The following is a 24,198-nucleotide window of genomic DNA, read 5'->3' on the forward strand; positions in this document are numbered from 1 at the left end:
ACAGCAGCGGTGGCGACAGCGATGGAGGTGGCCAGGGTAGTGATGACAATGGAAGTGGTGAACACGCCGGAGGAGATCACCATGCCGGTGGCGAACAGCATGGCGGAGGAGACCGCCACGCCGGAGGGGATCGTCATGCCGGCGGACGCGGCCTCGGCAACGGCCTGGATGACAATGGCGTGGACGCCATTGATGCCAACGGCAACGAGATCCGGGGTGACGGCACGCTCGACGACAATGGCGTGGATGCCATCGACGCCAATGGCAACGAGATCCGGGGCGACGGCACTGTCGACGACAAGGGCGTGGACGCCGTCGATGCCAACGGCAACAAGATCCGGGGTGACGGTACGCTCGACGACAATGGCGTGGACGCCGTCGATGCCAATGGCAACGAGATCCGGGGCGATGGCACGCTCGACGATCGCGGCCAGACGCTGACCGATGCACAGGAACAAACCCTGATCCAGCAGGGTTTTCGCACAAAGGAGCAACCATGATCCGTTACCTGCTGCCCTGGCTCTCCCTGTGGCTGCTTGGCTGTGCCACCCTTGAGCCCACCCCTCTCTACCACCAGATGGACAAGGCCGATTTGGCACTGGCCAACCAGGCGCTGGCCGATGCACTGCAAACCCGCCCCAAAGGCCAGAGCCTCACCTGGTTCAATGCCGCCAACCGTCACAGTGGCAGCGTCACGCCGCTGCGCACTTTTCGCCACGCCAACGGCCATTGGTGTCGCGACTATCGCGAACAGCTCTACATAGGCCAGGCAAGCCAGCAGTGGCAGGACACCGCCTGCCGCAGCAAGGAGGGCCGCTGGCTGCCGCTGCGCAGCTGACGAAAAAAGGGGGTGGCCGACGGCCACCCCCTTTTCATATCACGCTTTCGGCCGTCATACCCGACGATAAGGCAGGTAAAGCGGCTCCCACATGTGGCTCAGGATATGCTGCTGCAGATCCTGCCCGATCAGCGGATGGGACGGATCCTTGCGCACTATGTCTTTGAGCACGGCAGTCGCCACGTGCACCGAGATGTTACGCAGCTCGCGAATCCGCGGATAGACGGAGCCTTGTGCCAGATCCACCTCATTCACGCACTCGGCCAGCGCAAAGGCGGCCGTGGTGAAGATATCCGGGCTGATCTCGCTCAGCTGGCTGACGATGGCCGCCAGTCCCACTCCAGGGAAGATGAAGACGTTGTTGCCCTGGCCGATGCGGTAATCCTTGCCCTCATAGTGCACGTCCTTGAACGGGCTGCCGGTGGCGACGATGGCCTTGCCCTGACTCCAGCGGTAGATGTCTTCCGGCAGCGCTTCGCAGTTGGCAGTCGGGTTGGAGAGCGGGAACACCATGGGACGGGCACAGTGCTTTTGCATCAGCTGCACGTGCTCCTCCTTGAAGGCGCCACCGGAGCCGCTGGTGCCAAGCAGCACAGTGATGGGCACATGGCGCAGCACGTCGGTCAGGTTGGCCCTGCCGGGCACTTCGGTATCCCAGCCCGCCAGCAGCAGACCCGGCTTGGCGTAACGGCGCTTGTACTCGTCGAGCCCCTCTCGGTTGTCACACACCAGCCCCTGGGTATCCAGGATATAGATGCGATCCCGGGCCGCCTGCGGATCCAGCCCCTCGCGGATCATGCCCGCACAGATCTGATCCGCGACCCCTACCCCGCCGGCACCGGCACCATAGACCAGGTAGTTCTGCTGACCCAGGGTCTCCCCCTTGACCTTGACCGCCCCTATGATGCCGGCCAGTACCACGGCCCCCGTGCCCTGAATGTCATCGTTGAACGACGGCAGGGACTGCTGGTAGCGGGAGAGATTGTTGAAGGCGTTGGACTTGCTGAAGTCTTCCCACTGCAGCACGGCGTTCGGGAAGTGGCGCTTGACCCCGGCCACGAACTTGTCGATGAAGTCGTCATACTCCTTGCCACGGATGCGCTTGTGGGGCTGCCCCAGATACATGGGATCGTCCAGCAGGGCCTGATTGTCGGTGCCCACATCCAGCGCGATGGGCAGGCAGCAGGCAGGGTGAATACCGGCCGCCAGGGTATAGAGGGAGAGCTTGCCGATGGGGATCCCCATGCCGCCCACCCCTTGATCACCTATCCCCAGGATGCCCTGGCTGTCGGTCACCACGATAATGCGCACCGATTTTGCGTCCAGCTGACGGGCCAGTGAGCCCATGTCATCGACGTTTTTCGGGGTGATGTAGAGGCCGCGCGCCTTCTGGTAGCGGTGGCTGAACTCCTGGCACGCCTTGCCGACGGTCGGGGTATAGATGATGGGGGTCATCTCCTCCACGTGGCGCGACAGCAGGGCATAAAACAGGGTCTCGTTGCGATCCTGCAGGGCGCGCAGGTTCTGGTACTTCTCGATGTCGCTGCAGGCGCTCAGGAAGCCCTGATAAACCCGCTCCAGCTGGGCCTCGAAGGTCTGAACCTGGGGAGGCAACAGGCCGTCGAGCTCGAAATCGGCGCGCTCCTGTTCGGTGAAGGCAGTGCCCTTGTTGAGGTTGCGATCGTTGAGCAGATCGGTGCCAGTCAGTGCAACGGGGCGAAAATCCTGTCCCTGTGCATCTTTCCACAGCAGATATTGTCCGGTAGCCATAGTCGTTCTCTTTGATTTACGTGAAATTGCCGTTCGGCAGGAGAGCAAGACTCATAATGAAATCAATCATATGACGTTTGGTTGTTTAGTTTTGTGAGCTTGGGCATACCCTGCGGCCAAAAACGTGATCAGACTGGGGCAGAGCCGGTGGGCAGCCTGAAACAAACACGGCAGCCGCAGCCACCGTGTGTTCACTCTCCTTCCTGCATCAGACTCAGCCGCTGATGCCCACCTCCAGCTTGAAGGCATTCTTGGCCTTGCTGGTTTCAGCAGCGCCCATTTGATAGACCCGAATGGTGTAGGTCCCCTTGGCTGGCAGGCTTGCCTGGAAACTGTTGCCCTCGTTGGAACCGATAAATATCGCCTCTCCCGTGCTGCCCGGTGGCAGGATATTGAAATAGGTGCTCGATTTGCCGGTCAGGATCACCGCCATGATCTGGCCCTTGTTGGCGGTCAGTTTGTAGTCCAGCGTCTCACGCCCCTGAATCGCACTCTTGATGGTGGCACCGGACTCCCCTTTCTTGAACTGCACCTGCTGGGTCTTGATGCCATCAGCCGCCTGCACGACCCCAGCAGTCATCCCCCCCAACAGACCAAATGAACAGATGGCTACCAGCAATGCTCTCTTCATCTCCGCTCTCCTCTTTAATAAATGAAAACGCCCTTACTGTTGCTCACCCCCGGGTAAAAATCCATCCGATTTGACGATAGCAAGGGGTTGTTAACGCAATGAATATGGCGGGCAACTATGCTTTACAGCAAGCCCACTGCAGGGAGTCTCTCCCCCCTATTCCGGGAAGCCGAACCATGAGTGATATCCTGATCGTCGATGACATGGCGTCCAACCGCTACATATTGCGCTGCCTGCTGGAAGAGGCCGGTTACCAGGTGCGCGAGGCGACCGATGGCCAGCAGGCGCTGGATGCGGCCACCCGGTTCCCGCCCGCGCTGGTATTGATGGACATCAACATGCCGGTGATGGATGGTTATGAAGCGTGTCGTCGCATCAAGCAATTGCCGGGCCAGTGGTGCCTGCCTGTCCTCTTCATCAGTGCCAACAACGAAATCAGCGCCCTCGAGCAGGCCTTTCAGGCGGGCGGCTGCGACTATGTCTCCAAGCCGTTTCACCAGCTCGAGGTGCTGGCTCGGGTACAAAACCAGCTGCGCCTCAAGGATCTGAGCCGCCAGCAGGCCAAGGTGCAGCTCTACCAGAGCCTGTTCCAGCTCACAGCCGGGATTGCCCACGAGATCAACACCCCGGTCGGCATCGGCATCACGGCCTCCAGCCTGATCCACGGCGCGGGCGATCTGCTGGCCAGCGCGGTGCAAAGCGGCATGCTGGGCCAGCGGCTGCTCCACCAGCAGCTCACCGACATCAAGGAGGGCACAGAGCTGGTCGAATCCAGTCTGCGCCGGGTCGCCCTGCTGATCACCCGCTTCAAGGAGCTGACCCGGGATCAACACGAGCTGCCGCCCATCCCCTTCCCGGTGCAAAAAAGCCTGCACAAGCTGCTGCAGGCCTTCTCGCCCGAGTTTCTCATCGCCAGGGTCAACCCGGATGTCGGGGGCGAAGAGGTGACCCTGACCGCCCCCGAGTCGCTGTTTCTCGATCTGGTGCAGGAACTCATCAAGAACAGCATGGATCACGCATTCAAGGGGCCAGAGCAGCACAGCTTCGGCCTGAACATAGCGCAAAGCGGCAACGAGCTGCTGCTGACCTATAGAGACTCGGGCCCCGGCATGACGGCCGAGCAGCTGCCCCGCCTGTTCGAACCCTTCTTCACCACCCAGCGCGGCAACACCAACCACTGCGGCCTGAGCGCCTGCCGCATCCATAACCTGGTGGAGAACAACCTGCACGGCCAGCTGACCGTCACCAGCCCGCCCGGCCAGGGGCTGACATACCAGATCCGGCTCCCCCTGCAGCCGCCCCTGTAAAGAGACGAGCGCTGACGAGGCGATAAGGAACAGACAATAAAAAAGGGACGCCTCGGCGTCCCTTTCCGTTTCATCCCAGCATCACGCCTCAGTCAGGCTTGCCTGCCTTGGGCTCATCGAGCTGGTGCTTCACCTCTTCATACCAGAGATCGTGGTGCTCCTTGGCCCAGGTCTCATCCACCTCGCCGCTGATCATCCCCTCCAGCGCCCCTTCCAGCTGGAACAGGCCCATGTAGATATGGAAGATAAAGCCGCAGATGAGGATCAGCGCCCCGACGATGTGGATGAAGCTGGCCCACTCCATCTGGCGACGCAGCTGGCCGAAGATGGGGAAGTCCAGAAACAGCCCGGTCGCCACCACGATGCCGCCAAACCAGATCAGCAGCCAGAAAATGGCCTTCTCGCCGCCGTTGGAGAAGCCCGCCGAGGGGTGACTGCCCTTGTGGGGGCCCAGCATGCCGCCCGCCTTCATGAACCAGCGCACATCCACCATGTTGACTATGTTGTGGCGAAACCACTTGATGAGCACGCCGAGCAGGCAGAGGAAGAAGAGCGGCCCCACGTAGTTGTGGAACTCCTTGGCGAACCAGATCCAGTTCTCCCACACCCCCATGCTCACCACCGGCTTGATGAAGTGCTTGCCGTAGATGATGGCCAGCCCTGAGCCAGAGAGGGTCAGGAACATGCCTGCCGTGGTCCAGTGCAGCGCCCGATCCAGCCGGCTCCAGCGCTTGAGCTTGCGCCCGGTGCGCGGTTTGGAGAGTTTGGTCGGCCCCACCGCCCAGTACATCAGGCCGCACATGGCCAAGGAGCCGAAGATGGCGATGGCACCGAGCGGCGACACCCACTTGGTCTTCACCTCAAACCAGAGCTGGCCAGGCACCGAGATCAGCACCCCATGCTCCGGCGAGCGGGAGGTGGTCACCCCCTCCTGCCCATCCTTCACCGCCCGCCAGTAGTCGGCGCCGGCAAAGCCGACCGCCTCTTTTTCGGCATCGGCGAAACTTGCGGTACTAACCAGCAGCAGGGCAGCAAACAGGGCCATTAGCCAGGTTTTCATGCCGCCCCTCCCTTGCCCGCCTTGCTGGCGTCATGGAACAGCTCTTCACCGCTGCCCCAGCCAGCTTCTTTGGCGCCGCGATAGGCGACCCGCTCGCGGAAGATGTCGGAGATAACCTGCGCATCCCCCGCCAGCAGCGCCTTGGTGGAGCAGAGCTCGGCACACATCGGCAGCTTGCCCTCGGCGATGCGGTTGGCACCGTACTTCTGGCGCTCCGCCTCGCTGTGATCCTCCTCCGGGCCACCGGCGCAGAAGGTGCACTTGTCCATCTTACCCCGATCGCCGAAGGCGGCGGTTTTCGGGAACTGGGGCGCACCGAACGGGCAGGCGAACAGGCAGTAGCCGCAACCGATGCAGAGATCCTTGTTGTGCAGCACTATGCCGTCGTCGGTGTGATAGAAGCAGTCGGCCGGGCAGACCGCCATGCAGGGGGCGTCGGTGCAGTGCATGCAGGCGACCGAGATGGAGGTCTCCCCCGGCAGGCCGTCGTTGAGGGTCACCACCCGGCGCCGCTGTATGCCCCACTCGAGGGCATCGTCGTTCTCGTTCTTGCACGCCGTCACACAGCCGTTGCACTCGATGCAGCGCTTGGTGTCACACATGAATTTCATTCTGGCCATGAAATTTAAGCTCCTACTTTGCGAAAGCGGCACAGGGTGACCTTGGTCTCCTGCATCTGGGTGACAGGGTCATAGCCATAGGTGGTGACTATGTTGACCGACTCCCCCAGCACATAAGGGTCAGACCCTTCCGGATATTTGGATCGCAGATCCTTGCCCTCGAAGTGGCCGCCGAAGTGGAACGGCATAAAGGCGAGCCCCGGTTTGACCCGCGGGGTCACCAGCGCCTTCACCTTGACCCGGCCCCCTTCTGGCCCCTCCACCCATACATCCTGACCGTCGCGCACGCCGACGTCGTTGGCATCCGCCGGGTTCATCTCGACGAACATCTCCTGCTGCAACTCGGCGAGCCAGGGGTTGGAGCGGGTCTCGTCGCCGCCCCCCTCGTATTCGACCAGACGGCCGGAGGTGAGGATGATCGGGAACTCCTTGCTGACATCTTTTTCCTGAATGGAGGCGTACTGGGTCGGCAGGCGCCACAGGCTCTTGGAGTCTGGCCAGGTGGCGTAGTCGGCCAGCAGATCCCGGCGCGGGGTGTAGAGCGGCTCGCGGTGCTTGGGCACCTGGTCCGGGAAGGTCCACACCACGCAGCGCGCCTTGGCGTTGCCGTAGGGCACGAAGCCGTGCTTGATGGCGACCCGCTGAATGCCGCCGGATAGGTCGGTCTTCCAGTTCTTGCCCTCGGCCTCTTTCTTCTCGGCCTCGGTCAGCTCATCCCACCAACCAAGCTGCTTCATCAGGTCGGCAGTGATCTCGGGATAGCCGTCTTCTACTTCGCTTCCCTTCGGCCAGGAGTCTTCGGCCAGCAGTGACACGCCCTGATACTCGATGCCGAAACGGGCGCGGAACCCGCCGCCCCCCTCGGAGACCGGAATGCTGGTGTCGTAAAGAATGTGGCTGCCGGGATGTTTCATCTCCGGGGTGCCCCAGCAGGGCCAGGGCAGACCATAGATCTCGCCGCTGACCGGGCCACCTTCGGCCTTGAGGTTGGTCTTGTGGAAGGTGTGCCAGTTCTGCTGGTGCGCCTTGAGCCGCTCCGGGCTCTGGCCTGTGTAGCCCACGCTCCACATGCCGCGGTTGTATTCGCGGGTGATGTCTTCCAGCAGTGGCTGGTTGTTCTCCACCTTGATGTGCTTGAACAGCTCATCGGCAAAGCCGAGCTTCTTGCTCAGCAGATACATGATCTCGTGGTCGACCTTGGATTCGAACAGGGGCTCGATCACCTTGTCGCGCCACTGCATGGAGCGGTTGGTGGCGGTGACGGAACCATAGGTCTCGAACTGGGTGGTGGCCGGCAGCAGGTAGACGCCATCGGTGCGATCGTTCATGACGGCGGCGACTGTGGGGTACGGGTCGACAATCACCATCATGTCGAGCTTTTGCATCGCCTTCTTCATCTCGGGGCCGCGGGTCTGGGAGTTGACCGCATGACCCCAGTAGAACATGGCGCGGATGTTGGAGCCCTGCTCGATGAGATCAGCGTTCTCCAGCACACCATCCACCCAGCGGGAGACCGGAATGCCGTTGTTGTTCATCGGCAGTTTGCCGTTGTAGGCCTTGTTGTCGAAACGGGCCTTGATCCACTCGTAATCAACGTCCCACACCCGGGCCCAGTGCTTCCATGAGCCCTCCTCCAGCCCGTAGTAACCGGGCAATGAGTCGGAGGTGACGCCAAAGTCGGTGGCACCCTGCACGTTGTCGTGACCGCGGAAGATGTTGGTGCCCGCCCCGCTCTTGCCCACGTTGCCGAGGGCCAGTTCGAGGATGCAGTAAGCGCGGGTGTTGTTGTTGCCGGTGGTGTGCTGGGTACCGCCCATGCACCAGACCACGCAGCCGGGGCGGTTGTCGGCCAGCAGCTTGGCCGCGCCAAAGACCTGCTGTTCGTTGAGACCGGTTACCCGCTCCACTTCGGCCGGAGTCCAGCGCGCCACCTCTTTTTGCACCTCGTCCATGCCGTAGACGCGGGTGCGGATGAACTCCTTGTCTTCCCAGCCGTTCTTGAAGATGTGCCAGAGCATGCCCCAGATAAAGGCGACATCGGTGCCCGGACGCAGGGAGAGGTACATGTCCGCCTTGGCGGCGGTGCGGGTGCGGCGCGGGTCGACCACCAGGATCTTGCAGCCGTTGCGCTCTTTCGCCAGCAGTATGTGCTGCATGGCGACCGGGTGGGCCTCCGCCGGGTTGGAGCCGATAAACATGATCGACTTGCTGTTGTGCATGTCGTTCAGGCTGTTGGTCATGGCGCCATAGCCCCAGGTATTGGCTACCCCGGCGACCGTGGTGGAGTGGCAGATCCGTGCCTGGTGATCCACGTTGTTGGTGCCCCACAGCGACGCCATCTTGCGAAACAGATAGGCCTGCTCGTTGGAGTGCTTGGCGGAGCCGAGCCAGTAGACGCTGTCGGGGCCGGACTCCTTGCGAAGACGCAGCACTTCATTGCCCACCTCTTCGATGGCCTGATCCCAGCTGATGCGCTGCCACTTGCCGCTCACCAGCTTCATCGGGTACTTGAGGCGACGCTCGCCGTGGCCGTGCTCGCGCAGGGCCGCCCCCTTGGCGCAGTGACCGCCAAGGTTGAAGGGGTGATCAAACGCCGGCTCCTGACCGGTCCAGACGCCGTTCTGCACCTCGGCATAAACGCCACAACCCACAGAGCAGTGGGAGCAGATGGTGCGTTTCACCTCGACCGGCACGTCGGCCGCCACGGTCTTGGCCTCGGCCCGCTGCATCATGGCGGGGGCCAGCCAACCGGCGGCCACGGCGCCGCCAGCCACCAGACCTGAGTTGACCATAAAGGCGCGGCGGGTCAGCCCCTGGCCGCGAGCGGCCGCATTATTCTGCAAGTGGCCCTGCTTGCCCGCTTGGGGCTGCTCGGCACGTTTCGTCAGTTTCATGAGTTCTCCTTCACTGATCCGGCTCAGTCGGTGCCGCGCAGGGTGCGATAAAAGTCGTGAACATGGGGGGTCTCCCGATAGCCCTTGTCAGGCTCGGTGTCGTGGGTCAGCACCTCTTTGCCCACCACCCGACCGGTGGCACCGGCCAGCACGCCTATGGTGGCGACCACGCCAACTCCCTTGATCAGATTGCGGCGGGACGGGTCTTTCAGCTTTTCATCGCTCATTCTTGTGACCTCTGTTTTTGTTATGGCCAGCAGCACAGTGCCAGCGTCGCTATCAGTGAGTGGGAGCCGCTTCATGGCAGCGTTACCACAGGGCTACCAAATGGCAGGCGCAATTCGTTTTCCAGCTTGAAGAAATCTTCGGCAAGGGCCCCGACCGCCCGATAGAAGCTGCCCCCCTTCGCCTGTTGCTGATCGCGGCAGCAGGCGAGACCCCAGGGGGCAAGGTGGCGCTCATAGAAGCGGTTGCGATCCGGGTGCTGCTCGGCAATCAATACCGCCATCACCTCGCACAGGGCGGCCAGATGATCTTCCGGCTCGCACACCCCGCTCTGGCGCTCGAAACCGAGGGACTGCAGATCGGCGCGCAGCACCGCCAGCGGCAGCTCCATCAAGGAGCCGGTGAGATACCAGGAGGCAAACGGCACGATTTCACCGCGCCCCAGCCCGATAAAGAGATCCTGATACTCCTCGGCAAGCTCGTGTTCGTGGTGGCTGCTGGCCGCCAGCTGCACCAGCCCCAGCCCTCTGGCAAAGGGGCCGGGCATAGCCTGCAACTCTTGCAACCAGCCGAGCTGTTCGCCACGGGGGGCGGCGCGCCAGAGACTCGCCAGCAGGGCATAGAGATCGGCGCTGCTCTGTTCCAGTTCGGTCATGGTCAGTTCGCCTGCATTCGGTGCGGTATGGCTATTCGGTTGTTCACTCATCACAGGCCCCTCATATCTTGAGCTGGGCAGCAGGATCAGCCGCCAGCGCCGTAAACACATCCTTCACCCGGCAATCCTCACACATCAGCAGCCGCGCGGCGGCCTCGTTCTGGAAGTGGGAGTGACCGGCCAGTTTTTGCTGGATGCGGCGGATCATCGAGGCTGGCGCAAACGGCTTGCCACAGCGAATGCAGCAGGCGGCCTCTTCGGCTTTCAGGCTCTGCACGGCGCGGCGCGCCTCGGGCACAGGTTGCAGACGGGGCGCAAGGACGATGGCCTGCTCGGGGCACGCCTTTTCGCACATGCCGCACTGGATGCAATCCTGCTCGATAAAGTTGAGGCCGGGGGCATGGCCCACCGCATGCAGGGCGCGGCTCGGGCAGACCGCCACGCAGCCCATGCAGAGGGTGCAGTCAGCGTCTTTCAGTTCCACGCTGCCGTAAGGGGCACCGTGGGGCACCGCCAGCGGCTCGCGACTCCCTTCGTTGGCCTGCCAGAGGGTATCGAAGGCGGCAAACAGGTTCTCCCGCTTCTCCCCTTTCAGCGGTTTGTCGAACAACGCAGTGCTTGGGTGTTCGCTGGCACGCTCCATGGCGCTCAGAGAGTGGATCGCCACCCGGTCCGCCGATAAACCGGCCCCCACCAGCAGTACGGCGGCGCTAGCCAGCTCCCGCTCCAGCAGGGCCCGCACGCTGGCGGGGGCGTCCTCGCCAAGCACTATACGCACCGCGCTGGCACCATAGGCGAGCGCCGCCAGCCAGCTCTCAACCCCCAGGCTGGCGCTCTCCTCCACCCAGACCGGCAGCCAGTTGGCGGGCAGAGAAGCGAGTTCGGCTTCCACCCATTCGCGCTCGCTTTCACCGGCGATCAGCAGTTGAGGCGCTTCGCCCCCCGCCTCCCGGTAGTGCTTTAGCAGGCGGAACAGGTAGTCGCCGCTGGTGTTGGCATCGGGCTGGTGATAGGCGATAGCGCCGGTCGGGCAAGCCGAGGCGCAGCTGCCGAAGCCCTGACAGAGATGGGGATCGATCTGGATGCGACCATTGATGGGCTTGAGAGCATCGGTCGGGCAGACATCGAGGCAGCGGCTGCAACCGGGCACGCCGCGGGCGGTAAAGGCGCAGGCCTCGGGGTCGATGCGAAAATAGCGCGGCTTGTCGAAGATGCCGGTCAGAGCGCAGAGCTCGGCAAGCCGTTCGGCCAAATCAGCGTCATCTGAGAGAGACAGATAGCCGACCGGCGGGCGCTCCAGCGCAAACAGAGGCGTCGCGCCCAGATCGGCCACCAGATCAAAGCGCTGTTCGCTACCCATCGTCGCTTGTTGTGGAAAACCTTGTTGTGGGAAACAAAGCGCAGCCAGATCAACCCGCTCACCCTGCCCATTGAGGCCGGTGAGCTGGAACTGCCCCAGATACCCTGTCAGGCTCGGCTCGCGCAGGGTCAGGGCAGCAAGGGACGCGGTCGCATCAAAGATGGCTTCGAGATCGGCCGCCTCTGCGTCATGCACCGCTTCGGTCACCAGCAGGGTGGGCTTCACCCCGGCGGGCAGCTGGCTGGTAGCACGGCGAATACGATCTTCCGGGCCGACCAGCAGCAGGCGCCCCTGACTCTGGTAAGAGACGGTGGCCGGGATCAGGTTGTCGGTCTTGACCGTATGCTGCAGGGCATAGGCGCGAGCGCGCGCGTTATGCTCGGCCGCCCCCGCCCCGTGGGCAAAATTTGGGGTCAGATTTGGGGCCAGATTTGGCAATGTTTGTTCAGTGCTCACATACGCTCCTGTGCGCGCCACCTCATGGGATGGGCGCTTGTTGGTAAGCCGAGAGAGCAAGAGCCGAGCCAACTCCCCCGGAAAAAAAGTGACTGACAGGGAGTCAGGATCCTGAAGGTTCCATTCCCTCACCCTTGATTGGGACATTTTGTCCATCACAGGAAACCAAAATGTCCCGAACATCGGTGGGGGTTTGAGAATGGTTATCAGCCAACCCGTGCGGCTCGTCGGCGGCAGCAACGCTGGCAACCGCAACCGGTTCGGCAGATCCGCTGGCCGTGTTGGCCGTCTCGCTGTCAGGGGCGCTCACCTGATCCACCAGCCAGTTGCGCAGCCCGGCGGTCAGGGCTGCTGGCAGCAATTCGGGCTGGCTGAAATCCTGGGTGTAGTCGTCGAGCCCATCAGGCTTGTGAGTGCGAAATATGGCCCGCAGCGCCTCCTTGTCGGGGAGTTTTGACTTGCCCGGCTGAGCCGTTGTTAGCGGCGGTTCGCCACTCTCAGCCCCTTCAACGGCACGCGGTTCACCACTCCCCTTGTCAGTGCTGACTACGGAGCTATCCATCACGGTATCTGGGATTTCACCTTCGCCACTGCCTTCGGTTGACGCGGTAACAGCCTCGGGAATGGCCTCTTCCCTCGGCTGCAATACCTGATGCTTGCGCGCCTCACTCTTGCGAGACGACCAGCGCTTGAGGAACTCACTCATGGGCATTGTTTCCGGCGTTGTTTCCGGCATTGCAGCCACGCTCGCGGCCATCGGGGCCGGTGGCCTTGACGGCGCCGCAGCTGGCTTGATCTTGGCTATCGACACCCAGCTGATCCTGCGCCCGCCCCTTGCCCTTCTTGCCCTTGCGACGGGCCTCCAGCAGCTCGCCGTGACGGCCAATAAAGGCCTCCACCCAGGCTTGCAGCGCTTCGGGCAGCGGGCAGGAGAGCACCTGCCGCTCGCCATCCATATAGGCGGCGGCCACGGTCTGGCTCAGGGTCAGGCCATCGGCCACAAAGCCATTGTCCACGCGGCTTCCGGTGACAAAGAGGCGGGGCGAGCCGGAGCTCAGGTTAAAGCGATAATCCCCCCGCTCATCGCGAAACAGGGTAAGGGGCAAGGCACTGGCAGCCTCAGGTTCGGCGGGATGGAGCGCCGCTATCTCGAAACGGCGGCTCTGCCAGCGGCCAACCTGGCTGTCGATGGCCTTTAACTCCAGTTGCAGCCAGCGCTGCGGGGGCAAGGTATTGGTGGTGTCTTGCACTGTCACGGCTCCCATCAGAAGGTCTCTGCCGGGCCGCCCTCCCCCTTGATCCACCCCGGTCGGGACGGATCAGAGCAGGACATTCAGGGCGGCCACAGCTATCAATGGGATAAGACATAGCAAGAGTGGGGCCAAGGCGAATCAACGAACTAATTTCAGCAACTCTACAACTTACCGTTTGAGATAATGCTAAATACTACTTTCTTCTAGATTTTTAATTGCTTGAGCAAGCGAATCGTCAGCTAAAACAGATATTTTGTAACCGCTAAGTTTTCCAGAGCATTCGTTTATTTTCTTATTTAAAAGAAAGGAAACTTTCCTTAACCATTCTAACTCAGGCATCAACCCCTTATGAAAACCCAACATGGAATACCGACCATCAAACATGTATTTAATGTGCCTTATATTATTCCCTGTCAAGGATAAAACTCTATTTACAAAGTCTTCAGGGTCCATAAGTTGTAGTATAGGGGTACTGTGATAAACACTCTCACTACTATTGGAAATCAACTTCAATTTAAATAGCTCAACATTATCACTTATTAAACTTAGTAACTCATTTGCCACGTTAGTAAGATTACGATCTTTAGATTCCTGTATTTTCCCCCTAAATAATGGTCAAACTCTCTAAATTCATCTAAATCTCCCCCAATATAACCTAGACCATCCCAACCAGTATCATGATCATGATAACTTCTATCTTTAAGCTCATAAGGTAAAAGATTTGACTGAAATAAATAGTCTATATACGCCTTAAAGTAAGTTAACAAATCACTCTTACTTCTATTAATAAGCCCTATGCTAGATAAATAAATATATATCCCCGCGAGATGTTTAACAATAAGGTAATTTTCATATTTTTTACTATCTAAGTTATCCAGTACCGTTTGTCTAACATCCTCAAACTCTATATCTGTTAAACTAAGAAAATGCCATAATCTCTGCCAGTCATCCATAGCCATGACTTTATAATATTTGTTTTTTTCTATTGATTCTTTCAGTGAATCTTGATCCATCATTCCCTTTTCAAAAAAATCACGCCAGACTGAGCCATCAATAACAAGGTCACTAAAGTCTATGGTTTGATACTTTGAAGATAATATCGAGAATAGTGACTTTTCTCCATTGGAGATATCATCAAAAATGCTCTCTTGAATTTCTGTTAACTGACATATTTTATATTTAGCACTTTGACTTTCAAATGAAAAGCAAAGGAAAACTTTAAGCGCCTCAACTACCATGTCCACCTTATCAAAAGAGGATTCAGGTAACACATTATATATGCGAGAAAAATCCCAAAGAGCTTGTTTTAAAATCCTTAAGTTCTTACATCTGGAATCATGATAAATACTCACAATTTCACTACGACAATATTGATAGAATGATTTCAATGACTCAGGTGTCACATCGATAAAAGCATCTAATGCCAAATCAATATCTGGTTCAATTTTGAAAGTTCTGCCTATAAGCTTTTCCTTTGTTTTTAAATAATATTTACCATCATCTCCATCACTTTTTATCTCACTTTCATTCGCTATTAAAACAACCTTGTAACCATGATACTCAATAAATTGATTGATATACCCAAGAAGGTCTCCAATATTTATAGAACACCTTTCAATGTCATCGAAAACCAGTATATAACCGCTAGTGTTTTTTAAGTAATTTGGCAACCCTAGACTATCTAATGAAAGATTAGTGGCAGTTTCTTTATCACCATTACCATCTAAATCCAGCTTTATTGTGGCTTTAAGTGTACTTTTCAAAATTTTTGCTGTTATCTTCATACCCTTTGAAGATAACACCGGGTGCATTTGCTCAAAAAACGCATCTTCTATTTCAGAAAAATTCCTTATTCCATACAAACTTACATATATATATTTACCTGAGTTTTCCTTTAAATCATTCAGCGCCTTCTTAATAAACCAACTTTTACCAGCGCCCCACTCTCCATCGATAAGAATGGCATACTCTGGCGACTGCTCAAGATTAAAGTAATATTCAAGAAAATCATTGACATGCCTGTTTTTCTCTATCATATAAATCTCTATGGGAAACTGTTTTAAATTATTCAGCTTGAAACCAAATTAGATTTAAAGCATCTATCCAGATGCACAATGGTGCATCACTACAGCCATGCATTACTACTGAATATTTAGTCCTTTTACAACTTTCTATAGTTCAGAACAACTTCCTGCTTAACACATTTCTTTCATTTCTATTTTCGCGAAGATAATCTGGAACAAAACTTGCTGTGTCCCTCCCCTTAGATCCCGGCAACCGGTCGCGAGGGGCCCATGACACCGACCTTTATCAAAAGCAATGCTGCCACCCAGCTCACCATGGCCGTCGAGGTGATGGATGAACAGGGACAGCTGCACACCCGCCAAATCGCCTGTGAGCGGCCACTGACGGTCTACCTCAACTGGAAGGAAATCGTCACCCTGATGACCCTGGGGGCCCGCCCCGAGGCGCTGGTGCTGGGTTATCTGAAAAATCAGGGCTTTATCGAGGATATTTCGGCCATCGAGTCGGTGATCGTCGACTGGGAGAGCGAGGCCGCCGCCGTGGTGAGCAGCCAACAGGCCGCCGATCTCGACCAGTCACTGGAGAAGAAGACGGTCACCTCCGGCTGCGGTCAGGGCACCATGTATGGCAGCGTGATGAAGAAGCTCGAAGGGGTGGTCTTGGCGGCGCCCACGCTTAAACAGAGCACCCTCTATGCCCTGCTCAAGGCGCTGTCGGCCCATAACGAAACCTACAAGATGGCGGGTGCCGTGCATGGCTGCGCCATCTGCCGCGGCGCGGAAATCCTCTCCTTTGTCGAGGATGTGGGGCGCCACAACGCGGTGGATACCCTGGCGGGCGAGCTCTGGATGCGCGACGAGGGTGGCCACGACAAGATCTTCTACACCACGGGGCGGCTCACCTCGGAGATGGTGATCAAGGTGGCACAGATGGGCATTCCGGTGCTGCTGTCGCGCTCCGGCGTCACCCAGATGGGACTGGATCTGGCCCGCCAGCTCGGCATCACCATGATTGCCCGCGCCAAGGGGCGCCACTTCGAGCTCTTTAGCGGTCACGACCAGCTGCTGCTGGACGAGAAGCCGCCGGTGCTGGCCAGCAGCCCCTCAGGTCGGGGACAACGAGATTAAGCCATGAACGAGTTTATGAATGTGAAGCAGGTAGCCGAGTACCTCGATCTCAACGAGAAGAAGGTCTACCAACTCGCCAACGAGGCGCGCATCCCCGCCACCAAGGCGACCGGCAAGTGGCTGTTTCCCCGCTCCCTGCTCGATCGCTGGCTGCTCGGCAGTTGCCACGAGGGGGTGATGAACGACCGGCTGCTGCTAGCGGGCTCCGACGATGTGCTGCTGCACTACGCCAGCAGCCGCTTGGCCCAGCAGCTCGGCACCCAGGCGCTGGTGGGCTACACCCCGTGCGGCACCCGTCAGGGGCTGGCGATGCTGGCGCGCGGCCATGTGGATCTCTGCGCCATCCACTGGGGGCAGGCCGAAGAGGCCCACCTGCGCCACCCGGCGCTGGTGCAGCAGTATCAGGGCCACCGGCAATGGGTGATCGTGCATGGCTTTAGGCGGGTGCAGGGGCTGGTGCTGCGCCAGGGGCTGCAACCCAAGGAGGCGAAAGAGGCGCTCGACTGGCGCTGGGCCATGCGCCAGGAAGGGGCTGGCAGCCAGCGCGCCCTGCAGGAGTGGCTGCAAACCCAGGGTGAGTCGCTGACCCGGCTGGAGCGCACCATTGAGGTCAACAGCGAGCGGGAGCTGGCCGCCGCCATCAGCCGTGGCGATGCCGACGTGGGGCCCGGCGCCCAGAGCACCGCCACCGAGTTTGGCCTCGGCTTTATGCCGCTCTCCCAGGAGTGCTTCGATCTGGTGATGCCGCAGGGGGTCTTCTTTCGCACCCTGCTGCAACAGCTGATCGGCTGGCTGCAATCGCCGGAAGGGCGCGAGCTGGCGGCCCGCCTCGGCGGCTATGACCTGACCCAGAGCGGCAAGCTGGTGTGGAGCCCGCAGTAGCGAAAGCGGCTAGCCCTCTCTTTGTGCCAACAGCCCTGACCAGCACGGGCCTGCCCCCCTGGCAGGCCCGTCTGTTTTATTGCCCATCTGTGCTATTCATCCGCTCTGATAAATGGGTAGGTACTTACCCTTTCCGTGACTCACCCACTGCCGAGTCAGGCTCATGCACCGCAGTGCCAGATTCACGCCCTTCGGCCCCGAGCGCGATGCGCCATCCCTCCAGCTGGGCGGGCTCGCCGCCGCAGGGCAGGCGGGCACAGCTGAGCAGCCTGATGGTAAAGCAGCTTCCTTTGCCCAGGGTGGAGGCCACCACCAACTCCCCGCCCCAGCGGCTGATGATGCGGTGGCTCAGGGCCAGCCCAAGGCCTGTGCCTGTGGCACGGGTGGTGAAAAAGGGGTCGAAGATCTTGTCCATGATGGCGGCGTCTATGCCGCTGCCGTTGTCGATGACCCGCACCTCGGCCCCTTGCAGCCCTCCCGCCTCATCGAACCAGTCGCGACTCTCGACCCGGATCTCCCCCCGCTCCCCCAGCGCATGGCTGGCGTTGACCAGCAGGTTTATCAGCACCTGCAACAGCTGCTGGCGATCCGCCTCTATGGGTTGCTGGGCCTGCAAGTCGGCCACCAGGTTCACCTGCTGCTGGCGCAGGGCAGAGCGGACCAGGGTCAGGCTCTCTTCGATGATGGGGGTGAGGTGCTGCCAGACGGGCGCAGTCTCGTAGTCGCCGGGGCGGGAGTATTGGAGCAGGCTGCGGGTGATGGCGCGAATGCGCTCTATCTGGGCCAGCACCAGCGCCAGCTCCTCGCTGACCGGGGCGGCAGCCTCCCCCAGCTCCAGCTTCATCAGCTCCACATTGCCGAGGATCACCGCCAAGGGGTTATTGATCTCGTGGGCCACACCGGCGCACAGCTCGCCGAGGGCCGCCAGCTTCTCGCTGATGAGCAACTGCTGGCGCGCCTGGGTCAGCATATGGATGTGGTGCTCCAGCTCGGCCGTCTTCTGCTTGAGGCTCAAGGTGCGCTCGGCCACCTTTTGTTCCAGCTCGTCGGCGCTACGGGCCAGCTGCTGCTGGTGCGCGGCCTGCCTGTCCAGCATGGCGTCAAACTGACGCCCCAACTGGGCCAGCTCGTGGTCGGGGTCGAGCGGCAGCACCCCTACCCTGGCAGACTGGTCGTGCTGCACCTGACGCACCACACCGTGCATCCGCTCTATGGGGGTGAAGAGATCCCGGGCGCCGCGATAGACCAGCAGGCCCGAGAGCAGCAGGAGCAGCACCACGCCTGAACCCAGCTCCAGCAGGTTGGTGAGGTAGGTGCGAATGAAGGGCCACTCCAGAAAGCCGACGTAGAGCATGCCGATGCGCTCGCCGCGGGCCCCAAGCAGAGGCTCGTAACCGGAGACATACCAGGCATCGTGGACGAAGGCGCGATCTATCCAGAGCTCCCCCCTCCCCAGCACCTGTTCCCGTACCGGCGCCGAGACACGGGTACCCACGGCTCGGCCCACCTGACGGCTGCTGCTGACCGGCACATTGGTGCTCACCCGCAGATCATCGAGAAACAGGGTGACAGTGCCTATGCTCCCCGCTGGCAGGGTATTTTTGGCAAACACCTGCCCCTTGAGCTCGTCCACCAGCCGGGTGCTGCCGTTGATGAGCTCGCCCCCCTCCAACACGGCCCAGAGGGAGCCGTCTCTGGCCATGACGGGCGTCAGGGAGAGGCTGACTAGCCCCCGGGTCTCCTGGCCAGAGGCGGCCGTGTGCTCCCTGTCCAGCACGGCGCGACTGGCAAGGGCGGGCGAGAGGGCCAGCAACTGCTCCCGCGACCAGACCACGAAGTGGCTCACGCTGCGCCCGGCGGCGAGGGCCGTGCGCTCCCGGGCCGTCAATTGATCCAGTTCGGCACCACTGCGCAAGCGCAGAAAATCGAGATCGTAGTTGGCCGCCAGCGGCATCACCCAGGCCTGCAGCGCTTCGGGCGTCTGGCGCAGCCGCAGCTGGAAGGCCCAGGCATCGCGCAGGTGCTCCAGATGTTCGGCCTGACGCTGCTGCTGCACATTGACCGCATGGTGGGCCACCCCGAGGTCACCGCGCACATTGGTGAGCAGGTTCTGCCAGCTGTAGGTGAGGGTCCAGTAAAGCGTCAGCCCTATCATGCCTACCAGGGTCAGCATGATGGGCACCGAGGTGAGCAGCAGCAGGCGCCAGCGTACCTTGGTCTTGAGCCAGCGCGGCAGCAGGGTCATAGCGGTGCCATCCGGTTGCGAGTTTTCATTCGATGGCCCACTCCTTGAACTTGCGCTCCAGGGTCTTGCGCGCCACCCCCAGCACCCGAGAGGCGGCGGATTTGTTGCCATCATGGCTCGCCACCACCTGCAGGATATGGGCCTTCTCCACCTCGGCCAGCGGCCATGCCAGCGGATAGCCCTCCTCGCTCGCCCCCTTATCTTCCGCCTTGCTGCTCTGCCAGTAGTCGGCGGGGGGCTTACCCAGCAGCAGGCAGCGCTCGATCAGGTTGCGCAGCTCGCGCACGTTGCCGGGCCAGGGATAGGCCTGCATGGCCACCACGTCCTCGTGGGTCCAGCTAAGCGAGCCCATCCCCATCTCGGCGGTGAGCTGGCGGGTGAAGTGGTGCACCAGGGCCGGGATGTCGTCGACGCGATCGCGCAGGGGCGCCACCGGCAGCGCCACCACGTTGAGGCGATAGAAGAGATCTTCCCGAAAACGGCCCGCCTCCACCTCGGCTTTGAGGTTGCGGTTGGTGGCGGCGACGATGCGCACATCCACCGACAATTCACGTTCAGCGCCGACCGGCCGAATGGCTTTTTGCTCCAGCACCCGCAGCAGGGACGATTGCATGGCGAGCGGCATCTCGCCTATCTCGTCCAGAAACAGGGTGCCCTGATGGGCGACCCGAAACAGGCCGTCGCGCCCCTTGCGGGCGCCGGTGAAGGCCCCCTGCACGTGGCCGAACAGTTCGCTTTCCAGCAGTTCGGGGGCGATGGAGGCGCAGTTGAGCGGCACAAAGGCCCCCATCCGGCCGGAGAGTTGATGCAGCGCGCGGGCCACCAGCTCCTTGCCGGTGCCGGACTCCCCCTCCACCAGTACGGCGGCGTTGGAGGGCGCCACTCTGGCAATCAGCGTCTTGAGCTCGCGGGTCTTGGCGCTGTCGCCTATCAGGGTGGGCGGGAACAGCTTGCTCACCTCCCGGCGCAGCAGCAGGTTCTCCCGCTCCATCTGGCGGCGCTCTATCACCCTGTCCACCGCCTGGACCATCTGATCCAGGTTGAAGGGCTTGAGGATAAAGTCGCTGGCACCGAGCCGCAGCGCCTTGAGGGCGGTATCCATGTCGCCAAAACCGGTCATGAAGATGATGTCGCTGCGCCGGGTGGCGGGGTCGATAGCCTCGTGCCACTCGATGCCGGAGCGCCCCGGCAGGCGGATATCGGCAATGATGAGATCGAAATGCAGGCGGCAGCGCAGGGCTTCCGCCTCCTCCACGCTGGCGGCCGTCTCTATCTGGGCGAAGCGCCTGGCCAGCGCCTTGGCGAGAAAACTGCGCATGCCGGGCTCGTCATCAACGATGAGCAGAGAGAGGGCGGACCAACGGCTGGCGGGTGCGGTCATGAAAAAAGTACCTCAAATTCGACAAGGTTCCGGGATTGTCCCACCGACCTTATAAACTATGGGACATTTTGTCGCTAACCGGCCCCGAGTGCCAACCTCGTTTATTAAAAGCGACGAGGCCATCACGCAATTAACCCCGTTAACCGACTGTTTTAACATTAAAAACCGCGCTGCTGGCAGTGTGCGGCCAGCTTGGCACCCTGTTTGCTTAGTCCTGCCCTCTCCCCATCACCCGGATACGATGAACATCATGATCACAGGAACCGTGCGCCAACGTCTTGCCCTTGCCCTCTCCACCGCCCTGCTGCTGAGCCTCCCCTTGCTGAGTACCGCCAGCCACGCCGAGAGCGCCAAGGCGCCCATTCGCCTCGCCACCACCACCAGCACGGAGCAGTCCGGCCTGCTGGGCTGGCTGCTGCCCCAGTTCACCAAGGAGACAGGTTATCCGGTGCAGGTGATGGCGGCCGGTACCGGCCAGAGCCTGAAGATGGGTGAGAACGGCGACGCGGATCTGGTGATGACCCACGCCCCCTCTGCCGAGAAGGCCTTCGTTGAGGCGGGCTTTGGCATAGAGCCGGTGCACCTGATGTACAACGACTTCGTCATCGTCGGCCCGAGCCAGGATCCCGCGGGCCTAGGCAAGCTGCACGACGCCGCCAAGGCGCTGCAGGCCATCAAGGATAAAAAACAGACCTTCATCTCCCGCGGGGACGAGTCCGGCACCCACATCAAGGAGAAGACCCTGTGGCAGGCGGCCGACGTCAAACCCGAGTTTGCCGGTTACAAGTCCATCGGCCAGGGCATGGGCCCGACCCTGACCATGGCCTCCGAGCTGGGCGCCTATACCCTGACCGACCGCGGCACCTGGCTTGCCTACCAGAGCAAGCTGGATCTCGCCGTGCTGCTGGAGGGCGACAAACGTCTGTTCAACCCCTATCAGGTGATTCTGGTCAACCCCAAGCGCTACCCGGATCTCAACACCGAAGGGGCGCGCACCCTGAAGAACTGGCTGGTCTCCGAGCACGGCCAGACGCTTATCGGTGACTTCAAGGTGGCAGGCCAGGCGCTGTTTGTGGCCGATGCCAACGGGAAATAATGTCGACCCTGAACGAGACAAGGGCATGGGCGGCATTCGCCCTGCCCCATGAGGAGAGACACCTGATGCCGACCCTGCTGGATATGACCGCATTGGCGGCCCTCGCCCTGCCCCATGAGGCAAGCGCCTGATGCCGACCTTGGTCGAGACGACGCTGGCCGCCCTCGCCCTGCTGTTCGGTGGCGACACAGATCTGTGGCAGGTGGTGGGGGTCTCCTTCTCCGTCTCCTGCCTGGCACTGGCGCTGGTGCTGGTGCCGGCGCTGCTGCTCGGCTTTGCGCTCGCCTATCTGCCGATCCCGGCGCGCTGGCTCTGGCTCTCCTGCATCAATACCCTGCAGTCGGTGCCGACCGTGGTAATCGGCCTCTTGCTCTACATGCTGTTGTCGCGGGCCGGCCCCTTCGGCGACTGGAAGATGCTATTCACCCAGCAGGCCATGGTAGTGGGGCAGATGCTGATCGCCTTCCCCGTCATCGCCACCATGGCTCACGCTGCCTTTATCCAGAGCGACAGACGCGCCTGGGAGACTGCACTCACCCTGGGACTCTCCTGGCCGAAGGCGCTGCTCGGGCTGATGCGCGAATGCCGCTTCGGCCTGTTGGCAGCAGTGATCGGCGCCTTCAGCCGCATCGTCACCGAGGTGGGCTGCTCCATGATGGTGGGGGGCAATATCCTGCACTTCACCCGCAACATCCCCACCGCCATCGCGCTGGAAACCCAGAAGGGCGCCTTTGCCCAGGGGGTGGCGCTCGGCATAGTGCTGCTGAGCCTGGCGCTGTTGCTCAACCTGCTGCTGACCGCGTGCCGCGGTCACAGTTATTTGAAAAACTGACCATGGCGCCGCGCACTGTTATCCCTGACCGAATGCTGCTGACCCCATCTCTGTCGCGGCCACAGCTATCTGAAGAACTGACCATGCCCCCACTGTTTATCAACTGGAGTACCCCATGGCCCTGACCGCCCACCAGCTGATGATGCGCTTTGGCGAGCGCAACCTGTTCCAGATAGAGCGGCTCTCCATCGCGGCGGGCGATGCCATCTGGCTGCGCGGGGCGAACGGGGTGGGCAAGACGACTCTGCTCAAGATACTGGCCGGTCTGCTGACGCCGACTCGGGGCCACACCAATCTCGCCTGCGGCTGGCGCGCCAGACTCGAGCAGTGGATCAAACGGGATCCCGGCCCGGGCCGGGTCACCTATCTGCACCAGACCCCCTATCTGTTCGATCGCAGCGTGCACGACAACGTGGCCTGGGCCCTCGGCCATCAGGCCGCCGACGAGGTGCGGGTGTTCGAGGCGCTGCGCCGGGTCGAGCTGGAGGGGCTGGCGCGGGAACACATCAGCATTTTGTCCGGTGGCGAGCGCCAGCGTCTGGCCATGGCCCGCGCCTGGGCGCTGCAACCCGCCTTTCTGCTGATGGATGAACCCACCGCCAATCTGGATGCACATTCGGTTGCCCTGATGGCCGCCTTGGCGCAAGATCTGCGGGAACAGGGCAGCGGCCTGGTCATCATCAGCCACCAGAGCAACGATCTGACCGATCTTTGCGAGCGGCAATGGACCCTCGCCCGTGGCCAGCTGCACGAACCCACCCCTTTGAAAATCATCGAGCGACATGACCTCAAACAGCGAACCCAAAACTGACGTCTTCCCCGTCTCTGCCGTGATCCTGGCCGGTGGCCGCGCCACCCGCATGGGGGGCGAAGACAAAGGTTGGGTCAAGCTTGCGGGCCGCCCGCTCATCGACCACGTGCTTGACCGGCTGCGCCCCCAGGTGGATGAGGTGCTGATCAACGCCAACCGCAGTCAGGACCGCTATCAGGCGCTGGCCACCGTCATCAGCGACAACAACCCGGACTATCTGGGCCCGCTGGCGGGCATGCAGGCCGGCCTTGCCGCCGCCCGCCACGACTGGGTGCTGTTCGTCCCCTGCGATGGCCCCGCCCTGCCCCATGATCTGATGAGCCGCTTTCGCGCCGCCCTCACCCCGGATACCGAGCTGGTGGTGGCCCACGATGGTGACTGGCTGCAACCCGTGGTGGCCCTGCTGCACAAGTCCCTGCTGCCGTCGCTCACCCTTGCCCTGGCCGAGGGGGAGCGCAAAATCGATATCTGGTTTGCCCGCCACCGGATGGCGGTGGTGAACTTTGCCGACCAGCCGGATGCCTTCATCAATCTCAACAGTCCGGCCGAGCTGGCCGCCTACGAGGCGCGCCTGCTGAACTCGTCTACCGACCCCCAACAAGGAGCCACTGCATGACCCCGGCCCCCACCCTTCCCCTGCTCGGCTTTGCCGCCTGGAGCGGTACCGGCAAAACCACCCTGCTGGAGCAGCTCACCCCCATACTGGGGAGTCGTGGCCTGCGCCTTGGAG

At 60.9% G+C, this 24,198-nt stretch carries 24 protein-coding genes and 1 pseudogene; 11 read left to right on the top strand and 14 right to left on the bottom strand.

Annotated features, from left to right (window positions below; genetic code table 11):
- Window positions 1-500 (top strand): annotated as a pseudogene (locus BN1128_RS26100) (hypothetical protein); the annotation flags it as partial.
- Window positions 497-838 carry an RT0821/Lpp0805 family surface protein gene (locus tag BN1128_RS00080; protein WP_042865541.1) on the top strand — a complete coding sequence of 114 codons (342 nt, stop codon included), beginning with the start codon at window positions 497-499 and terminating at the stop codon, window positions 836-838. The pseudogene BN1128_RS26100 and the gene BN1128_RS00080, both read left to right, overlap by 4 nt.
- Before the next feature lie 54 nt (window positions 839-892).
- Here the strand turns inward: BN1128_RS00080 and BN1128_RS00085 are convergent, their stop codons facing one another.
- Window positions 893-2,608 (bottom strand): NAD-dependent malic enzyme, encoded by a 1,716-nt coding sequence (locus BN1128_RS00085; RefSeq protein ID WP_042865542.1) that lies wholly within the window; start codon window positions 2,606-2,608, stop codon window positions 893-895.
- Window positions 2,609-2,822: 214 nt separating this feature from the next.
- Entirely contained in the window at window positions 2,823-3,239 is a 417-nt protein-coding gene (locus tag BN1128_RS00090; RefSeq protein WP_042865544.1) for a hypothetical protein, read from the bottom strand.
- A gap of 176 nt (window positions 3,240-3,415) precedes the next feature.
- On the opposite strand from BN1128_RS00090, the gene BN1128_RS00095 reads away from it, so the two are divergent.
- A complete protein-coding gene (locus BN1128_RS00095; RefSeq protein WP_042865545.1) occupies window positions 3,416-4,546 on the top strand; it encodes a hybrid sensor histidine kinase/response regulator in 1,131 nt (376 codons plus the stop codon).
- Between the two features lie 88 nt (window positions 4,547-4,634).
- On the opposite strand, the gene BN1128_RS00100 is transcribed toward BN1128_RS00095, so the two are convergent.
- The 10 genes from BN1128_RS00100 to BN1128_RS24010 form a co-directional block, all read right to left on the bottom strand.
- Window positions 4,635-5,606, bottom strand: coding sequence for a formate dehydrogenase subunit gamma (locus BN1128_RS00100; protein WP_042865546.1), 972 nt, complete (start codon window positions 5,604-5,606; stop codon window positions 4,635-4,637).
- Window positions 5,603-6,226, bottom strand: coding sequence for a formate dehydrogenase FDH3 subunit beta (gene fdh3B / locus BN1128_RS00105; RefSeq protein ID WP_042865547.1), 624 nt, complete (start codon window positions 6,224-6,226; stop codon window positions 5,603-5,605). Before fdh3B ends, BN1128_RS00100 begins: the two co-directional genes overlap by 4 nt.
- Before the next feature lie 5 nt (window positions 6,227-6,231).
- Window positions 6,232-9,120, bottom strand: coding sequence for a formate dehydrogenase subunit alpha (locus BN1128_RS00110; protein WP_156140041.1), 2,889 nt, complete (start codon window positions 9,118-9,120; stop codon window positions 6,232-6,234).
- Window positions 9,121-9,143: 23 nt separating this feature from the next.
- Window positions 9,144-9,347, bottom strand: coding sequence for a transcriptional initiation protein Tat (locus tag BN1128_RS00115; protein WP_021229865.1), 204 nt, complete (start codon window positions 9,345-9,347; stop codon window positions 9,144-9,146).
- A 71-nt stretch (window positions 9,348-9,418) separates the two neighbouring features.
- The gene (locus BN1128_RS00120) at window positions 9,419-10,051 is read right to left on the bottom strand and encodes a TorD/DmsD family molecular chaperone (RefSeq protein WP_042865548.1); all 633 of its coding nucleotides are present in this window, start codon (window positions 10,049-10,051) and stop codon (window positions 9,419-9,421) included.
- A 10-nt stretch (window positions 10,052-10,061) separates the two neighbouring features.
- Window positions 10,062-11,816, bottom strand: a complete 1,755-nt coding sequence (locus tag BN1128_RS00125; RefSeq protein WP_082030302.1) for a 4Fe-4S dicluster domain-containing protein — start codon at window positions 11,814-11,816, stop codon at window positions 10,062-10,064.
- Between the two features lie 103 nt (window positions 11,817-11,919).
- Window positions 11,920-12,522, bottom strand: coding sequence for a DUF3306 domain-containing protein (locus tag BN1128_RS00130; protein WP_042865550.1), 603 nt, complete (start codon window positions 12,520-12,522; stop codon window positions 11,920-11,922).
- Complete coding sequence (locus tag BN1128_RS00135) at window positions 12,515-13,081, bottom strand: DUF3305 domain-containing protein (RefSeq protein WP_042865551.1); 567 nt, start codon at window positions 13,079-13,081, stop codon at window positions 12,515-12,517. The genes BN1128_RS00130 and BN1128_RS00135 overlap by 8 nt, the downstream gene beginning before the upstream one ends.
- A 174-nt stretch (window positions 13,082-13,255) precedes the next feature.
- Entirely contained in the window at window positions 13,256-13,408 is a 153-nt protein-coding gene (locus tag BN1128_RS25990) for a hypothetical protein (RefSeq protein WP_156140042.1), read from the bottom strand.
- Between the two features lie 206 nt (window positions 13,409-13,614).
- Window positions 13,615-15,105: a P-loop NTPase fold protein gene (locus tag BN1128_RS24010; protein WP_052445474.1), complete on the bottom strand. Its 1,491-nt coding sequence runs from the start codon at window positions 15,103-15,105 to the stop codon at window positions 13,615-13,617.
- 258 nt (window positions 15,106-15,363) lie between these two features.
- Between BN1128_RS24010 and BN1128_RS00145 the strand changes: the two genes are divergently transcribed.
- Together BN1128_RS00145 and BN1128_RS00150 are read left to right on the top strand one after the other, a co-directional pair.
- Complete coding sequence (locus tag BN1128_RS00145; RefSeq protein WP_042865552.1) at window positions 15,364-16,221, top strand: formate dehydrogenase accessory sulfurtransferase FdhD; 858 nt, start codon at window positions 15,364-15,366, stop codon at window positions 16,219-16,221.
- 15 nt (window positions 16,222-16,236) lie between these two features.
- Complete coding sequence (locus tag BN1128_RS00150) at window positions 16,237-17,103, top strand: helix-turn-helix transcriptional regulator (protein ID WP_005312265.1); 867 nt, start codon at window positions 16,237-16,239, stop codon at window positions 17,101-17,103.
- A gap of 124 nt (window positions 17,104-17,227) precedes the next feature.
- Here the strand turns inward: BN1128_RS00150 and BN1128_RS00155 are convergent, their stop codons facing one another.
- Window positions 17,228-19,348 carry a sensor histidine kinase gene (locus tag BN1128_RS00155; protein WP_042865553.1) on the bottom strand — a complete coding sequence of 707 codons (2,121 nt, stop codon included), beginning with the start codon at window positions 19,346-19,348 and terminating at the stop codon, window positions 17,228-17,230.
- A 25-nt stretch (window positions 19,349-19,373) separates the two neighbouring features.
- Entirely contained in the window at window positions 19,374-20,729 is a 1,356-nt protein-coding gene (locus BN1128_RS00160; RefSeq protein WP_042865554.1) for a sigma-54-dependent transcriptional regulator, read from the bottom strand.
- A 250-nt stretch (window positions 20,730-20,979) separates the two neighbouring features.
- Here BN1128_RS00160 and BN1128_RS00165 point away from each other — a divergent pair, with 250 nt between their 5' ends.
- The 6 genes from BN1128_RS00165 to BN1128_RS25085 form a co-directional block, all read left to right on the top strand.
- Window positions 20,980-21,825 carry an ABC transporter substrate-binding protein gene (locus BN1128_RS00165; RefSeq protein ID WP_042865562.1) on the top strand — a complete coding sequence of 282 codons (846 nt, stop codon included), beginning with the start codon at window positions 20,980-20,982 and terminating at the stop codon, window positions 21,823-21,825.
- Window positions 21,825-21,956: a hypothetical protein gene (locus tag BN1128_RS26410; protein ID WP_265342290.1), complete on the top strand. Its 132-nt coding sequence runs from the start codon at window positions 21,825-21,827 to the stop codon at window positions 21,954-21,956. The genes BN1128_RS00165 and BN1128_RS26410 overlap by 1 nt, the downstream gene beginning before the upstream one ends.
- A complete protein-coding gene (locus BN1128_RS00170; protein WP_042865555.1) occupies window positions 21,956-22,657 on the top strand; it encodes an ABC transporter permease in 702 nt (233 codons plus the stop codon). The genes BN1128_RS26410 and BN1128_RS00170 overlap by 1 nt, the downstream gene beginning before the upstream one ends.
- Window positions 22,658-22,772: 115 nt before the next feature.
- Window positions 22,773-23,468 carry an energy-coupling factor ABC transporter ATP-binding protein gene (locus BN1128_RS00175; protein WP_042865556.1) on the top strand — a complete coding sequence of 232 codons (696 nt, stop codon included), beginning with the start codon at window positions 22,773-22,775 and terminating at the stop codon, window positions 23,466-23,468.
- Window positions 23,440-24,084 carry a molybdenum cofactor guanylyltransferase MobA gene (mobA, locus tag BN1128_RS00180; protein WP_042865557.1) on the top strand — a complete coding sequence of 215 codons (645 nt, stop codon included), beginning with the start codon at window positions 23,440-23,442 and terminating at the stop codon, window positions 24,082-24,084. The genes BN1128_RS00175 and mobA overlap by 29 nt, the downstream gene beginning before the upstream one ends.
- A partial coding sequence (locus BN1128_RS25085; protein WP_209428533.1) for a molybdopterin-guanine dinucleotide biosynthesis protein MobB occupies window positions 24,081-24,198 on the top strand: 118 nt, incomplete at its 3' end. The genes mobA and BN1128_RS25085, both read left to right, overlap by 4 nt.

The organism is Aeromonas piscicola (assembly GCF_000820005.1).
In the GTDB taxonomy this organism is placed as follows: Bacteria; Pseudomonadota; Gammaproteobacteria; order Enterobacterales; family Aeromonadaceae; genus Aeromonas; species Aeromonas piscicola.